Consider the following 15,735-nt stretch of genomic DNA (forward strand, 5'->3'; position numbering starts at 1 on the left):
CATGGCTGGAACCCGCAAGACCGCCGTCGCCGTCGTCCTCGCCGCTCTGGCGCTGACCGCGACCGCTTGCAACAACAACGACGAGAAGAAGGCCGACTCGGCCGCCCCGACCACGGCGGCCACCGGCTCGACGGCCTCGGCCGCACCGACCGGTGGCGCCAAGCCGGAGAAGGTCAGCCCGGCGGTCTACCTGGAGCAGGTCACCCAGAAGACCAGCGCCGCCAAGTCGGCGAAGGTCGAAGAGCTGATCAAGGTCGGTCAGGTGAGCATGACGGGCAAGGGCGTGGCGTCCTGGGCCGACGGCCTGGAGGCCGACCTCACCATGGACCTGTCCGGCTCCCCGATGGCCAAGCTCCTGGAGCCGGTGACCGGCGGGCCGAACGTGCGCTACCTGTACACCAAGGACGCGATGTTCATGCACCTGGGCGGGAAGGCCGTGGCGGGCGGCGGCCCGGAGTGGGTGCGCTACAGCAAGGCCGACATGGCCAAGGCGTCCGGCGGTTCGAGCGACCAGCTCCAGAGCGCGGACCCGGTGCAGGGCGTCCGGACGCTGATCGCCGGCGGCAAGATCACCGAGGTCGGCCCGGAGACGGTGAACGGCAAGGCCACCACCCACTACAGCGGCGTGCTCAGCGCCGACGACGTGGCCAAGGCCACCAGCCAGGGCATGAGCCAGGAGCAGGTCGACAAGCTCAAGCAGAAGCTGACGGCGGCCGGCATCACCAGCGACAAGATCGACGTCTGGGTCGACGCCGACCAGCTCGTGGTCAAGCGGCGCGAGCAGGCCGAGGCCAAGGCCGGGACGATGGACATCACGGTCACCTACTCGGACTACGGCACCCCGGTGAACGCCACCGCCCCCAAGGACTTCACCACCCTCGCCGACCTCCAGAAGGCCGGCGCCACCGACTGATCCGTCCCGGTGGATCCGTACCGTCCCGAGGGGGCCGCCCTCGGGCCGGTCGGGGACGGGTGGCATGGTGGCCGGACGAGGGGCCGCCGGCGGACGGGGCCGGGCGAGAGGGGCAGCGATGGCGGGACGGCAGCGATGGGTGGCAGCGGCCGTCGTCGTCCTGCTGGCGGGCGCGCTGAGCGGGTGCGGCGGCGGGAGCGGGGAGAGCACCGCCGTGCCGACCGGCAGCCCGAGCCCGACCAGCGCCTCCCCGAGCGCCCAGGCCAAGCCCACCGACCGCTCGCCCCACGGGGTGCTGCTCTCCGCGCAGCTGACCATGCAGACCGCCCGCCGGGCCAAGGTCAGCTACCGGCTCGGCGCCGACGCCGGATCCGGCCCGCTGTTCTGGCAGCCCAAGACCGCGCTCCAGATCAAGCGCTCCACCCCGGCCGACGCCGAACAGCTGATCGTCGTGGACACCATCGCCTACCAGGGCGGGGACGCCGCCACCGCGGCCCGGCACGGCGGCAAGCACTGGGAGCGCTTCACCGTCCCGCCGGACCCGGACGGCCGCAAGGAGATCCCGTACGCCGGGCTGATCGACCTGCTGAACCCGGTCGAGGCGCTGACCGCGGCCACCGCCGAGGGAACGGACCCGGAGTTCGTCGGCGAGGAGAAGTACGAGGACTCCACCGTCGAGCACTACCGGGTCGCCACCACCGCCGAGAAGTACGCGGCCGCCCAGACCCAGCTGAGCCAGTCCCGCCGGGACGGCCTGCGGGCCGCTCTCGCGCCCGGCGGCTCGGCCTCGCTCACCCTGGACCTCTGGCTCAACGACAAGGACCAGCTGGTCCGGCTCCAGCGCACCGGCAGCGGGGACAGCGGCAGGGCGGACGACTCGGTGCTCTACACCGACTTCGCCGGGGCGCTGCTCTCGGCCCAGGCACCGGCCGAGAGCGACACCGTGGACACCGGCGTCCGGACGGTCTCCCCGCCGGCCCGCTGAGCCGGGAGCACGCCGAGCCGCGATCCGGGGGCGATTTGCACCTTGCGGCCGGCTCCCGCTACTGTGGCGGAAGCCAAAGACCGCTGGTTGTCGCCGCGAGCCCGTCAGGGATCCGGCGGCCGAAGGATCTGCGCTTCGTCGCAGGCAGCCCGCGCAGGTGTGTCTGGAGCTTCGACTTCCGGGTACCGCGTTCGCGTGGCCGCCCGTCGAGGTCGTTCCGAGCCCCGTGCCCCTGCGCACCGGGGCTCGTTGCATTTCCGCAAGAGCTTTCCTTCCGTCCGGTCGGTCCACGGCGACCTAGGTCGACTTTCGCGGTCGGCCCGACTTCGACATCACGGAAGGAGGCGTAAGCCTATGGCCAGGCCCGACAAGGCTGCTGCCGTTGCCGAGATCACGGACAAGTTCCGTGGCTCCTCCGCGGCGCTGCTGACCGAGTACCGCGGTCTCTCGGTGAAGCAGGTCAAGACCCTGCGTCGCTCGCTCGGCGACAACGCCGAGTACGCCGTGGTGAAGAACACGCTGACCAAGATCGCGGCCAATGAGGTCGGGATCACGGAGCTCGACGACCTGTTCAACGGTCCGACGGCTGTTGCCTTCGTCACCGGTGACCCGGTGGAGTCGGCGAAGGCTCTGCGTGACTTCGCCAAGGAGAACCCCGCTCTCGTCATCAAGGGCGGTGTCCTTGATGGCAAGGCGCTGTCCGCCGACGAGATCAAGAAGCTCGCGGACCTTGAGTCCCGCGAGGTGCTGCTCGCCAAGCTGGCGGGTGCCCTGAAGGCCAAGCAGTCCCAGGCTGCCGCGCTCTTCCAGGCCCTGCCGTCGAAGCTCGTCCGCACTGTGGACGCGCTGCGCGACAAGGTCGAGCAGGGCGGTGCCGGTACGCCGGCTCCCGCCGCCGAGGACGCTGCCGCCGAGTAATTCGGCAGGCTCCGGCCTCGCTGCGGGCCCGTACGCCCGCCCCACCCGTACATCCGGCACCAACCTGCCGATTTAGTGGAAGGACGCCATCATGGCGAAGCTGTCCCAGGACGAGCTGCTCGCGCAGTTCGAGGAGCTCACCCTCATCGAGCTGGCCGCCTTCGTGAAGGCCTTCGAGGAGAAGTTCGACGTCACCGCCGCCGCCCCGGTCGCCGTTGCCGCCGCCGGCGTTCCCGGTGCCGCCGCTGAGGCCGTCGAGGAGCAGGACGAGTTCGACGTCATCCTCGAGGCCGCTGGCGACAAGAAGATCCAGGTCATCAAGGAGGTGCGCACCCTGACCTCCCTCGGCCTGAAGGAGGCCAAGGACCTCGTTGACACCGCTGGTGCCAAGGTCCTGGAGAAGGTTGCCAAGGACGTTGCCGAGAAGGCCAAGGCCGCCCTTGAGGGTGCCGGCGCCAAGGTCACCGTCAAGTGACTTCTCGCTCTCTCTGAGAGAGCCTGAAGCCGGGCCGATCACCCTTGCGGGTGATCGGCCCGGCTTTTTCGCGTTTCCAGGCCCCGGTCGGGCCCCGTCCGGGCCGTGCCGGGCCCTGTTCCCCCGACCGGCCGGTAGGGCCCGCCGGTGTGGCCGACAGGGCACTCGGCGCCGTCGGTGCCGGGAGGTATGGTGATCAACGTCGTCGAGGGCGGCCCCACCACGGTTTCTGTAACGCCGAGGGGGTCCGGATCGATAGACCGGTCGAGGCCCGCGCCGTCGGCGGGCCCTTGACGAACCTGGCGCGGCGCGCGATTCTCAAGGCGCGAGTCCGCCCGGTTGGTTCGCCGCTGGATGCATAACCAGTGGCACCGGCGGGAAATGACTCCACGTGAGTTAGAGCAGTACCCGGCGGGCGTCCGCGCCCGTCGGCTACCGGGAGGAGTCTCCGATTCGGTCTCCGAATCAGAGCTGGACAGCAGTGTCGCCTTTGGCTACACTGTCCCTTTGCGCTGCCTGTTAGCTGCTCCGTGACTCGTCGCCCGGAGTTTGCGTTGCCCTGAAGGGGTCTGGCATCGCCTCCGCAAAGCGGCTCTGACCTCGGGTTTCGACCCCGGCAGAGGCCAGTGGCGAGGGAGGCGGGACCAAGCCCAAGCAGGCCCGGCTGGTACGCGCGTAGTGAGCTCCGAGCCCTCGGAAGGACCCCCCTCTTGGCCGCGCCGCGCAACGCCTCGAACAATTCCGCCGCATCCACCGCCCCGCTCCGCGTCTCCTTCGCGAAGATCAAGGAGCCCCTCGAGGTCCCGAACCTCCTGGCCCTGCAGACCGAGAGCTTTGACTGGCTGCTCGGCAACGCGGCCTGGAAGACCCGGGTCGAGCAGGCGCTGGAGTCTGGTCTGGACGTCCCCACCAAGTCCGGTCTGGAGGAGATCTTCGAGGAGATCTCGCCGATCGAGGACTTCAGTGGGTCGATGTCGCTGACCTTCCGCGACCACCGTTTCGAGCCGCCGAAGAACTCCATTGACGAGTGCAAGGACCGCGACTTCACGTTCGCCGCCCCGCTCTTCGTCACGGCCGAGTTCACCAACAACGAGACCGGTGAGATCAAGTCTCAGACGGTCTTCATGGGCGACTTCCCGCTCATGACCCACAAGGGCACGTTCGTGATCAACGGCACCGAGCGTGTCGTCGTGTCGCAGCTGGTCCGCTCCCCGGGTGTGTACTTCGACTCCACCCTGGACAAGGTGTCCGACAAGGACATCTACTCCTGCAAGGTCATCCCCTCGCGTGGTGCCTGGCTGGAGATGGAGATCGACAAGCGCGACATGGTCGGCGTCCGCATCGACCGCAAGCGCAAGCAGTCCGTCACCGTGCTGCTCAAGGCCCTCGGCTGGACCAACGAGATGATTCTCGAAGAGTTCGGCGAGTACGAGTCCATGCGCAACACCCTGGAGAAGGACCACACCCAGGGCCAGGACGACGCGCTGCTGGACATCTACCGCAAGCTGCGTCCGGGCGAGCCGCCGACGCGCGAGGCCGCGCAGACGCTGCTGGAGAACCTGTACTTCAACCCGAAGCGCTACGACCTCGCGAAGGTCGGCCGCTACAAGGTCAACCGCAAGCTGGGCAACGCCGAGTCGCTGGACTCCGGCGTGCTCACCGAGCCCGACATCATCGGTGCGATCAAGTACCTGGTGAAGCTGCACGCGGGCGAGACCGAGTGGCGTGACGGCGAGGGCCGCGACATCGTGGTCGAGGTCGACGACATCGACCACTTCGGCAACCGCCGCCTGCGCAACGTCGGCGAGCTCATCCAGAACCAGGTCCGTACGGGTCTCGCCCGTATGGAGCGCGTCGTGCGCGAGCGCATGACCACCCAGGACGTCGAGGCGATCACGCCGCAGACCCTGATCAACATCCGGCCGGTCGTCGCCTCCATCAAGGAGTTCTTCGGCACCAGCCAGCTGTCGCAGTTCATGGACCAGACGAACCCGCTGTCGGGCCTGACCCACAAGCGCCGTCTGTCCGCCCTCGGCCCCGGTGGTCTGTCCCGTGAGCGGGCCGGCTTCGAGGTCCGAGACGTGCACCCCTCGCACTACGGCCGCATGTGCCCCATCGAGACCCCCGAAGGCCCGAACATCGGTCTGATCGGCTCGCTGGCCTCGTACGGCCGGGTCAACGCGTTCGGCTTCATCGAGACGCCGTACCGCAAGGTCGTCGACGGTGTGGTCACCGAGAAGGTCGACTACCTGACCGCCGACGAGGAGGACCGCTACGTCATCGCCCAGGCGAACGCGCCGCTGACCGCGGACCTGCACTTCGCCGAGCCGCGTGTCCTGGTCCGCCGCCGTGGCGGCGAGATCGACTACATCCCGGGCACCGAGATCGACTACATGGACGTCTCGCCGCGCCAGATGGTGTCGGTCGCGACCGCCATGATCCCGTTCCTTGAGCACGACGACGCCAACCGCGCGCTCATGGGCTCGAACATGATGCGCCAGGCGGTGCCGCTGCTGAAGAGCGAGGCTCCGCTGGTCGGTACCGGCATGGAGTACCGCTGTGCCGTCGACGCCGCCGACGTGATCACCGCCGAGAAGCCCGGTGTGGTCCAGGAGGTCTCGGCCGACTACGTCACCGTGGCCAACGACGACGCGACCTACACCACGTACCGCGCCGCCAAGTTCACCCGCTCCAACCAGGGCACCGCCTTCAACCAGAAGGTGCTCGTGGACGAGGGCGCCCGGGTCGAGGCCGGCCAGGTGCTGGCCGACGGCCCGTGCACCGACGAGGGCGAGATGGCCCTCGGCAAGAACCTGCTCGTGGCGTTCATGTCGTGGGAGGGTCACAACTACGAGGACGCGATCATCCTGTCGCAGCGCCTCGTGCAGGACGACGTCCTCTCCTCGATCCACATCGAGGAGCACGAGGTCGACGCCCGTGACACCAAGCTCGGCCCCGAGGAGATCACCCGGGACATCCCGAACGTCTCCGAGGAGGTCCTGGCGGACCTCGACGAGCGCGGCATCATCCGCATCGGCGCCGATGTCGTCACCGGCGACATCCTGGTCGGCAAGGTCACCCCGAAGGGTGAGACCGAGCTGACCCCCGAGGAGCGCCTGCTCCGCGCGATCTTCGGTGAGAAGGCGCGTGAGGTCCGCGACACCTCGCTGAAGGTGCCGCACGGTGAGTCCGGCAAGGTCATCGGCGTCCGCGTCTTCGACCGCGAAGAGGGCGACGAGCTTCCCCCGGGTGTCAACCAGCTGGTCCGCGTCTACGTGGCCCAGAAGCGCAAGATCACCAACGGTGACAAGCTCGCCGGCCGTCACGGCAACAAGGGCGTCATCTCCAAGATCCTGCCGGTCGAGGACATGCCGTTCCTGGAGGACGGCACCCCGGTCGACATCATCCTCAACCCGCTGGGTGTCCCGTCCCGAATGAACCCGGGACAGGTCCTGGAGATCCACCTCGGGTGGCTCGCCAAGCAGGGCTGGGACGTCTCCGGCCTCGCCGACGAGTGGGCCCAGCGCCTCCAGGCGATCGGCGCCGACACCGTCCAGGGCGGCACCAACCTCGCCACCCCGGTCTTCGACGGCGCCCGCGAGGACGAGATCACCGGTCTGCTGGACAACACCACCCTCACCCGTGACGGTGAGCGCCTGGTGAACTCCACCGGCAAGGCCCGGCTGTTCGACGGCCGCTCCGGCGAGCCGTTCCCGATGCCGGTCTCGGTCGGCTACATGTACATCCTCAAGCTGCACCACCTGGTCGACGACAAGCTGCACGCCCGTTCGACCGGTCCGTACTCGATGATCACCCAGCAGCCGCTCGGTGGTAAGGCGCAGTTCGGTGGTCAGCGCTTCGGTGAGATGGAGGTGTGGGCCCTTGAGGCGTACGGCGCTGCCTACGCGCTCCAGGAGCTCCTCACCATCAAGTCCGACGACGTCCTCGGCCGAGTCAAGGTCTACGAGGCCATCGTCAAGGGCGAGAACATCCCCGAGCCCGGCATTCCCGAGTCCTTCAAGGTCCTCATCAAGGAAATGCAGTCGCTCTGCCTCAACGTGGAGGTGCTGTCCTCGGACGGCCAGTCCATCGAGATGCGGGACTCCGACGAGGACGTGTTCCGCGCCGCCGAGGAGCTCGGCATCGACCTGTCCCGGCGCGAGCCGAGCAGCGTCGAAGAGGTCTGACGGAGGTTGGGCCGGCCGCCGCGGCGGCCGGCCCGCCCCCAGGCCCCCCTCAGACCACATGAACGACTCTCGACTTACGAAAGAGGGCTTGACGACCAGTGCTTGACGTCAACTTCTTCGACGAGCTCCGCATCGGCCTGGCCACCGCCGACGACATCCGCCAGTGGTCCCACGGCGAGGTCAAGAAGCCGGAGACCATCAACTACCGCACCCTGAAGCCCGAAAAGGACGGACTCTTCTGCGAGAAGATCTTCGGCCCCACCCGGGACTGGGAGTGCTACTGCGGTAAGTACAAGCGCGTCCGCTTCAAGGGCATCATCTGCGAGCGCTGCGGCGTCGAGGTGACCCGCGCCAAGGTGCGCCGCGAGCGGATGGGCCACATCGAGCTGGCCGCCCCGGTCACCCACATCTGGTACTTCAAGGGTGTCCCGTCCCGCCTGGGCTACCTGCTGGACCTGGCGCCGAAGGACCTCGAAAAGGTCATCTACTTCGCCGCCTACATGATCACCTGGGTCGACGACGAGCGCCGCCAGCGCGACCTGCCGTCCCTGGAGGCGCACGTCTCGGTCGAGCGTCAGCAGATCGAGAACCGTCGCGACTCCGACCTCGAAGCCCGTGCCAAGAAGGCCGAGACCGACCTGGCCGAGCTGGAGGCCGAGGGCGCCAAGGCCGACGTGCGCCGCAAGGTGCGCGAGGGTGCCGAGCGCGAGATGAAGCAGCTGCGCGACCGCGCGCAGCGCGAGCTCGACCGCCTCGACGAGGTGTGGGCCCGCTTCAAGAACCTCAAGGTCCAGGACCTTGAGGGCGACGAGCTGCTCTACCGCGAGCTGCGCGACCGCTTCGGCACCTACTTCTCCGGCTCGATGGGCGCGGCGGCCCTCAAGGACCGCCTTGAGACCTTCGACCTGGCCGAGGAGTCCGAGCGCCTGCGCGAGATCATCCGCACCGGCAAGGGCCAGAAGAAGACCCGTGCGCTCAAGCGCCTCAAGGTCGTCTCGGCGTTCCTCCAGACCACCAACAAGCCCAACGGCATGGTGCTGGACTGCGTCCCGGTCATCCCGCCGGACCTGCGTCCGATGGTGCAGCTGGACGGTGGCCGCTTCGCGACCTCCGACCTGAACGACCTGTACCGCCGCGTCATCAACCGCAACAACCGCCTGAAGCGGCTTCTCGACCTCGGTGCCCCCGAGATCATCGTGAACAACGAGAAGCGCATGCTCCAGGAGGCCGTCGACGCGCTGTTCGACAACGGCCGCCGCGGCCGTCCGGTCACCGGTCCGGGCAACCGCCCGCTGAAGTCCCTCAGCGACATGCTGAAGGGCAAGCAGGGTCGTTTCCGCCAGAACCTGCTCGGCAAGCGAGTCGACTACTCGGCCCGTTCGGTCATCGTCGTCGGCCCGCAGCTCAAGCTGCACCAGTGTGGTCTGCCGAAGGCCATGGCGCTGGAGCTCTTCAAGCCGTTCGTGATGAAGCGCCTGGTCGACCTGAACCACGCGCAGAACATCAAGTCGGCCAAGCGCATGGTCGAGCGTGCCCGTCCGGTCGTGTGGGACGTGCTCGAAGAGGTCATCGCCGAGCACCCGGTCCTGCTGAACCGTGCGCCCACCCTGCACCGCCTCGGCATCCAGGCCTTCGAGCCGCAGCTGGTCGAGGGCAAGGCCATCCAGATCCACCCGCTCGTCTGCACCGCGTTCAACGCGGACTTCGACGGTGACCAGATGGCCGTCCACCTGCCGCTCTCCGCGGAGGCGCAGGCCGAGGCCCGCATCCTGATGCTGTCCTCGAACAACATCCTGAAGCCGGCCGACGGTCGCCCCGTCACCATGCCGACCCAGGACATGGTGCTCGGTCTGTTCTTCCTGACCTCGGACCGCGAGAACGTGAAGGGCGCCGGTCGCACCTTCTCGTCGACCGCCGAGGCGATCATGGCTTTCGACGCCCGCGACCTGGACGTCCAGGCCCCGATCGAGCTGCGCCTGCCGGCCGGCACCGTCCCGCCGCGCGGCTGGACCGCCCCGGTGGACGAGGACGGCCAGTCGACCTGGTACGACGGCGAGCCCTTCCGCCTGAACACCACCCTGGGCCGCGCGCTCTTCAACGAGCTGCTGCCCGAGGACTACCCGTTCGTCGACTACGAGGTGGGCAAGAAGCAGCTCTCCGCGATCGTCAACGACCTGGCGGAGCGCTACCCCAAGGTCGTCGTCGCGGCGACCCTGGACAACCTGAAGGCGGCCGGCTTCCACTGGTCGACCCGCTCGGGTGTCACCGTCTCCATCTCGGACGTCATCGTCCCGCCGAGCAAGCCCGCCATCCTGGAGGGCTACGAGGCCAAGGCCGAGAAGGTCCAGAAGCAGTACGAGCGCGGTCTGATCACCGACAACGAGCGCAAGCAGGAGCTCGTCGGCATCTGGACCCAGGCGACCAACGAGGTCGCGGACGCCATGGCCGCGAACTTCCCGAAGACGAACCCCATCTTCATGATGGTCGACTCGGGTGCTCGTGGAAACATGATGCAGATGCGCCAGATCGCCGGTATGCGTGGTCTGGTGTCGAACGCGAAGAACGAGACCATCGCGCGTCCGATCAAGGCCTCGTTCCGTGAGGGCCTGTCCGTGCTGGAGTACTTCATCTCCACCCACGGTGCCCGTAAGGGTCTGGCCGACACCGCGCTGCGTACCGCCGACTCCGGTTACCTCACCCGTCGTCTGGTCGACGTCTCCCAGGACGTCATCATTCGCGAGGAGGACTGCGGCACCGAGCGCGGCCTGAAGCTGGCGATCGGTTCCGTGGGTGCGGACGGTGTGCTGCGCAAGGCCGACGACGTCGAGACCAGCGTCTACGCCCGCATGCTCGCCGAGGACATCACGGTGGACGGCAAGCTGCTGGCCACCGCCAACACCGACCTCGGTGACGTCCTGATCGACGAGCTGATCCGCCACGGCATCGGCGAGGTCAAGACCCGCTCGATCCTGACCTGTGAGTCGGCCGTCGGCACCTGCGCCATGTGCTACGGGCGCTCGCTGGCCACCGGCAAGCTGGTCGACATCGGTGAGGCGGTCGGCATCATCGCCGCCCAGTCCATCGGTGAGCCCGGCACCCAGCTGACCATGCGTACCTTCCACACCGGTGGTGTGGCCGGTGACGACATCACCCAGGGTCTGCCCCGTGTCGTCGAGCTCTTCGAGGCCCGTACCCCGAAGGGTGTGGCCCCGATCTCCGAGGCCGCCGGTCGGGTCCGGATCGAGGACACCGAGAAGACCCGCAAGCTGGTCATCACGCCGGACGACGGCACCGACGAGATCGCCTACCCGGTCTCGAAGCGTGTGAAGCTGCTCGTCAGCGAGGGCGAGGCGGTCGAGGTCGGCCAGAAGCTGACCATGGGTGCCACCAACCCGCACGACGTCCTGCGCATCATGGGCCAGCGTGCCGTCCAGGTCCACCTGGTCGCCGAGGTCCAGAAGGTCTACAACTCGCAGGGTGTGTCGATCCACGACAAGCACATCGAGATCATCATCCGGCAGATGCTCCGCCGCGTGACGATCATCGAGTCGGGCGACGCCGAGCTGCTCCCGGGCGAGCTCGTCGAGCGCGGCCGCTTCGAGCAGGAGAACCGTCGTGTGGTCGCCGAGGGCGGTCACCCCGCCTCCGGCCGTCCGCAGCTGATGGGTATCACCAAGGCCTCGCTGGCCACCGAGTCCTGGCTGTCGGCCGCCTCCTTCCAGGAGACGACCCGGGTCCTCACCGACGCGGCGATCCACGCCAAGTCGGACCCGCTGCTGGGCCTCAAGGAGAACGTCATCCTCGGTAAGCTCATCCCGGCCGGTACGGGTCTGCCCCGCTACCGCAACATCCGGGTCGAGCCGACCGAGGAGGCCAAGGCCGCCATGTACTCGGCCGTCGGCTACGACGACTACGACCTGTCGCCCTTCGGCGCCGGCTCCGGCCAGGCGGTCCCGCTGGACGACTACGACTACGGCCCGTACACCGGCTGAGTCGGGTAGCTCCGACCGCAGGGCGGTCACCCCTCACGGGGTGGCCGCCCTGCGGCGTTCCCGGGGTGGCGCGGGGCCCGGCGGGAACCGATTAGGTCATTCGGCCGGAGTCGCGTAGAGTCGTGTTCACCGACGCGGGGTGGAGCAGCTCGGTAGCTCGCTGGGCTCATAACCCAGAGGTCGCAGGTTCAAATCCTGTCCCCGCTACTGATTCGAAGGGCCCGGAGGCATCAAGCCTCCGGGCCCTTCGGCGTTCCCGCCGGCCGAGGTGATCCGCGAGCCGATCTCCGAGGTGCTGCCGAAGCCGGTGCGCCGACTTGTCCTGGAGCGGGGCCGAGGGGGAGCCGGAAGGTCGCATTCCCGGACGTACCGCATGCGTACGATGATCATTCCGGCTTCCCCCCTCCTGGCCTGGAGTGATCGACCGATGACGACGACGGCGAAGTTCGACCCCTGGTCGGCGGAGTTCGTGGCCCACCCGTACGACGCGTACGCCGAACTGCGCGAGCACGCGCCGGTGACGTACTTCGAGCCGACGAACCAGTGGCTCGTCTCGCGCTTCGAGGACGTCAGCGCCCTGCTGCGCGACCGGCGGCTCGGCCGCACCTACACCCACCGCTTCGGCCACGAGGAGTTCGGCCGCACCGCGCCCGACCCGGCGCACGAGCCCTTCCACACCCTGAACGACCACGGGCTGCTCGACCTGGAAGGGCCCGACCACACCCGGCTGCGCCGGCTCGTCTCCAAGGCCTTCACCCCGCGCATGGTCGAGGGCCTGCGCCCCACCGTCCAGCGGCTGGCCGGCGAGCTGGTCGACAACCTGCTCGCGGCCGGCGGGGGCGACCTGATCGCCACCGTCGCCGAGCCGCTGCCGGTCGCCGTGATCGCCGAGATGCTCGGCGTGCCGGAGAGCGACCGGCACCTGCTGCGGCCGTGGTCCGCCGACATCACCGGGATGTTCGAGCTCAACCCGAGCGAGGAGGTCGCCCGCCGGGCCGTCACCGCGAGCATCGAGTTCTCCGACTACCTGCGCACCCTGATCCGCGAGCGCCGGGCCGACCCGGGGACGGACCTGATCAGCGCGCTGATCCAGGCCCAGGAGGGCTCCGACGCGCTCAGCGAGCAGGAGATGATCTCCACCTGCGTGCTGCTGCTCAACGCCGGCCACGAGGCGACCGTCAACACCACCGGCAACGGCTGGTGGGCGCTGTTCCGCAACCCCGACGAGCTCGCCCGGCTGCGCGGCTCGGTGGACGAGCTGCTGCCCACCGCCATCGAGGAGCTGATGCGCTGGGACACCCCGCTCCAGATGTTCGAGCGCTGGGTGCTGGAGGACATCGAGGTCGGCGGCGTCACCATCCCGCGCGGCGCCGAGATCGCCCTGCTGTTCGGCTCCGCCAACCGCGACCCCGAGCGCTTCGCCGACCCGGACCGCCTCGACCTCGGCCGCACCGACAACCCCCACATCACCTTCGGTGCCGGAATCCACTTCTGCCTGGGCGCCCCGCTCGCCAGACTGGAGCTCACCGAGTCCTACGGAACCCTGCTGCGCCGGGCCCCGGGCCTGCGGCTGGTCCGCGAGCCCGAGTGGAACCCGGGCTACGTGATCCGCGGGCTCAAGGAACTGGTGGTCGAAGTCTGAGGTTCGAGGGGGGAGGCCGTGGGCCGGGCGACCGGGGCGCTGCCGGGGCCGGCGATCGGCGCGCTCCGGGACCGACCGAGGGCACGCGGCGGGGTCACCGGGCCGGGTAGCGCCCGCCGAGCCCCGGGTGGAGCGGGTCGCGGCTGCCGAACAGCACCAGCAGGTCGTCCGCGACCTGCCGCAGCTCCGCCCGGCCCTCGACCGCTCCGGCCCACTCGGGGGGCAGCGCGGCGGCGCCGTACGCGGCTCCGACCAGGTTGCCGCAGACCGCGCCGGTCGAGTCGCTGTCCCCGGAGTGGTTCACCGACAGCAGCAGCGCGGTGCGCACCGGGTCCGGGTCCAGGGTGGCGGCCAGCAGCGAGTACACCGCGATGGCCAGGCACTCCTCGGCGATCCAGCCGAGGCCCACCCGCTCCACCGTGTCCGCCATCGGCTCGGCCTCCTGGGCCAGCCGCACCGCCCGGGCCAGCGCCTGGACGGTCTCCTTGGAGCTCGGCAGCTCGCGGATCTGCTCCACCGTCTCGCCGACCGCCGCCCACGGCTCGGTGCCGTCGGCGAGCCGCTCGATCAGCGCCGCGAAGGCGCCGGCCGCGAGGTAGCCGGTCGGGTGCCCGTGGGTGAGCTGGGCGCACTGCACCGCCAGCCCGAAGGACTGCTCGACGCCCAGCCGGGCCAGCCCGAACGGCGCCGAGCGCATCACCGTGCCGCAGCCCTTGGAGCCCGGGTTGATCGGCCCGAGCTGCCCGATCGGGGACGGCGACTCGAACACCGGGTGCTCGGAGACCCCGCTCATGCAGGCGTTGCCCGGTGCCCGCCGCGCGTACAGGAACGGTCGGCTCAGCAGCCAGCCGTCGTACGGGTGGGGCTGCGGCTCGGTGTCCGGCCCGCTCTGGTACTGGGTCCGCAGCCAGCGCCGGTAGGCGCTGTGGACGGCCTCCGGCACCGAGCCGCCGCCGCCCGTCCAGCCGCGGACGAAGCCGCGGATCAGGCCCTCGGCGGTGAACAGCGTCATCTGGGTGTCGTCGGTGACCTCGACCGGGCCCGGCCCGGCCGGCAGGGTGGTCACGCCCTGCGGCCCGTACCGGTCCTGGATCTGGTGGAGCTGCTGGAACTCCACCGGCCAGCCCAGCGCGTCGCCGATCGCGCCGCCGAGCAGTGCTCCGCGCACCCGGTCCCGGTACCCCGACTCCGCCGCCGGCTCCGTCACGTCGAGTCCCCCTTCGTTCGTGGCGGACAACGTTCTATCAGGTCTCCCTGAGCGCCGGGCCGCCCTTGTGGATCTTGGCGGGTCCTAGCGCCGGATCTGCCCGGCGCGTCCGTGCAGCGCGGCCCGGTCGGCGGCGGCGCGGCCGGCCGCCCAGCCCACGCCGTCGCTGACCCGCACGCGCTGCGAGACCAGCTTGGGGAACAGCCGGCCGATCTCCTCGTCCACCGCCACCGAGCGGGCGGCGAGGGCGGGCAGCAGCCGCTCGTCGGGCAGCAGCTGCTCCTCGGTGCCGTCCTCGCGCAGGTGCCGTCCGGCCGCGGCGGCGCTGGTGGCGCGCTCGGTGGCGGCGGTCAGCCGCTCGCGGATCCGCGCCGCGTACGCGACCAGGAAGGACTGCCGGAACGCCTTGCTGCGGGAGTCCCGGCGGGAGCCCGCCTTGTTGAGCGCGTGGGTGGCCTGCACCAGCAGCGAGGTGTAGAGCAGCTCGACGCCGTCCAGGTCGCCGTCGAAGCCGACCACGGTGCAGAAGCCGAACTCCTTCGCCCACACGACCCGGCACCGGTTGGCCACCGCGACCGCGTCCAGCAGCATCGTCTTGGGGCCCTCGTACGGGTTGTCCACGCCGATCCGCAGCGCCGCCGGGGTGTCCCGGTCGGTGCCGCCCGCGTCCAGCAGCGCCTCGTCGATGCTGTGCTGGGCCATCAGCTGCTGGGCCTTGGCGGTCAGTGCCTCGGCCTCCTCCGGGTACTCGGTGGACTCGGCCTTGGCCAGCAGCGCCCGGATCCGCGCCAGCATGCGGGGCTCGCCCGTCACCGGCGCCGCGTGCCCGCGCCGACCGGCCTGCCCGGGGGCGGGCCCGGCCGGGGCGATCGGGGGCAGCCGGCCCCAGGTGCGCAGCAGCTCCAGGACGGCGGTGGCGAGCGCGAAGCGGTCCTGCCGGTGCCGGTGGGCGAAGGCGCCGAGGTACTCCTCGTCGCCGGACCACCACACCTCGGTCTCCAGCTCGCGCAGCTGTTCGAGCCAGCGCCGGTCCAGGGCGGCCGCGGGGTGGCGGCGGCCCTCGGCGGCGATCAGGTCCACCGCGAGGGCCAGGTGGACGGGCTTCAGCTCGCGCCGCACCACCCGGACCAGGTCGGCCGGACGCCAGCCGGCCGACCAGCAGCGGCCGACCGCGGTGTCCGCGTGGCTCAGCAGCGCCCGGCTCACCTCCGGCCACTGCCCGGCCGAGGCGGCCAGCAGCGAGGCCCCGGTGTCCAGAGCGAGGTCCAGTGCGTCCTCCGGGGCCGTCAGCACCGACCGCACCGCCTCATCCAGCAGCGGCCCGGCGTTCCCGGCCTGCTGCGCGCCCTTGCCCACGGTGTGTCCCTGCTCTCCTCGACGGTCCGGCCCTCCTGCCCATGATGCCGGAGCCGCCGA

At 69.9% G+C, this 15,735-nt stretch carries 9 protein-coding genes and 1 tRNA gene; 8 read left to right on the forward strand and 2 right to left on the reverse strand.

From position 1 onward, the window contains the following. Nucleotide 1: 1 nt before the first annotated feature. From QWJ13_RS11785 to QWJ13_RS11820, 8 genes are all read left to right on the forward strand, one after another. Nucleotides 2–913 (forward strand): SCO4651 family lipoprotein, encoded by a 912-nt coding sequence (locus tag QWJ13_RS11785; protein ID WP_316523477.1) that lies wholly within the window; start codon nucleotides 2–4, stop codon nucleotides 911–913. A gap of 118 nt (nucleotides 914–1,031) precedes the next feature. Next, a complete protein-coding gene (locus QWJ13_RS11790; protein WP_316523478.1) occupies nucleotides 1,032–1,898 on the forward strand; it encodes an SCO4651 family lipoprotein in 867 nt (288 codons plus the stop codon). Nucleotides 1,899–2,252: 354 nt separating this feature from the next. Next, nucleotides 2,253–2,816, forward strand: a complete 564-nt coding sequence (gene rplJ, locus QWJ13_RS11795; protein WP_316523479.1) for a 50S ribosomal protein L10 — start codon at nucleotides 2,253–2,255, stop codon at nucleotides 2,814–2,816. Nucleotides 2,817–2,907: 91 nt separating this feature from the next. After that, nucleotides 2,908–3,291 carry a 50S ribosomal protein L7/L12 gene (gene rplL, locus QWJ13_RS11800; RefSeq protein ID WP_316523480.1) on the forward strand — a complete coding sequence of 128 codons (384 nt, stop codon included), beginning with the start codon at nucleotides 2,908–2,910 and terminating at the stop codon, nucleotides 3,289–3,291. A 710-nt stretch (nucleotides 3,292–4,001) separates the two neighbouring features. Beyond that, nucleotides 4,002–7,478, forward strand: coding sequence for a DNA-directed RNA polymerase subunit beta (gene rpoB, locus QWJ13_RS11805; RefSeq protein ID WP_316523481.1), 3,477 nt, complete (start codon nucleotides 4,002–4,004; stop codon nucleotides 7,476–7,478). Between the two features lie 98 nt (nucleotides 7,479–7,576). Beyond that, nucleotides 7,577–11,470: a DNA-directed RNA polymerase subunit beta' gene (locus QWJ13_RS11810; RefSeq protein ID WP_316523482.1), complete on the forward strand. Its 3,894-nt coding sequence runs from the start codon at nucleotides 7,577–7,579 to the stop codon at nucleotides 11,468–11,470. Nucleotides 11,471–11,603: 133 nt separating this feature from the next. Next, nucleotides 11,604–11,677: transfer RNA gene (locus tag QWJ13_RS11815), tRNA-Met, on the forward strand. 220 nt (nucleotides 11,678–11,897) lie between these two features. Then, nucleotides 11,898–13,112, forward strand: coding sequence for a cytochrome P450 (locus QWJ13_RS11820; RefSeq protein ID WP_316523483.1), 1,215 nt, complete (start codon nucleotides 11,898–11,900; stop codon nucleotides 13,110–13,112). Between the two features lie 94 nt (nucleotides 13,113–13,206). Here the strand turns inward: QWJ13_RS11820 and QWJ13_RS11825 are convergent, their stop codons facing one another. After that, nucleotides 13,207–14,319 (reverse strand): ADP-ribosylglycohydrolase family protein, encoded by a 1,113-nt coding sequence (locus tag QWJ13_RS11825; protein ID WP_316523484.1) that lies wholly within the window; start codon nucleotides 14,317–14,319, stop codon nucleotides 13,207–13,209. An 84-nt stretch (nucleotides 14,320–14,403) separates the two neighbouring features. Further along, a complete protein-coding gene (locus tag QWJ13_RS11830; protein WP_316523485.1) occupies nucleotides 14,404–15,675 on the reverse strand; it encodes a DUF2786 domain-containing protein in 1,272 nt (423 codons plus the stop codon). Nucleotides 15,676–15,735: the final 60 nt, after the last annotated feature.

The organism is Kitasatospora brasiliensis (assembly GCF_032654805.1).
GTDB lineage: Bacteria > Actinomycetota > Actinomycetes > Streptomycetales > Streptomycetaceae > Kitasatospora > Kitasatospora brasiliensis.

Bases quoted from the DNA above. Each gene is read 5' to 3' on its own strand.
- QWJ13_RS11790 (WP_316523478.1), top strand. From the start codon at position 1,032: ATGGCGGGACGGCAGCGATGGGTGGCAGCGGCCGTCGTCGTCCTGCTG.
- QWJ13_RS11785 (WP_316523477.1), top strand. From the start codon at position 2: ATGGCTGGAACCCGCAAGACCGCCGTCGCCGTCGTCCTCGCCGCTCTG.
- QWJ13_RS11820 (WP_316523483.1), top strand. From the start codon at position 11,898: ATGACGACGACGGCGAAGTTCGACCCCTGGTCGGCGGAGTTCGTGGCC.
- rplJ (WP_316523479.1), top strand. From the start codon at position 2,253: ATGGCCAGGCCCGACAAGGCTGCTGCCGTTGCCGAGATCACGGACAAG.
- rplL (WP_316523480.1), top strand. From the start codon at position 2,908: ATGGCGAAGCTGTCCCAGGACGAGCTGCTCGCGCAGTTCGAGGAGCTC.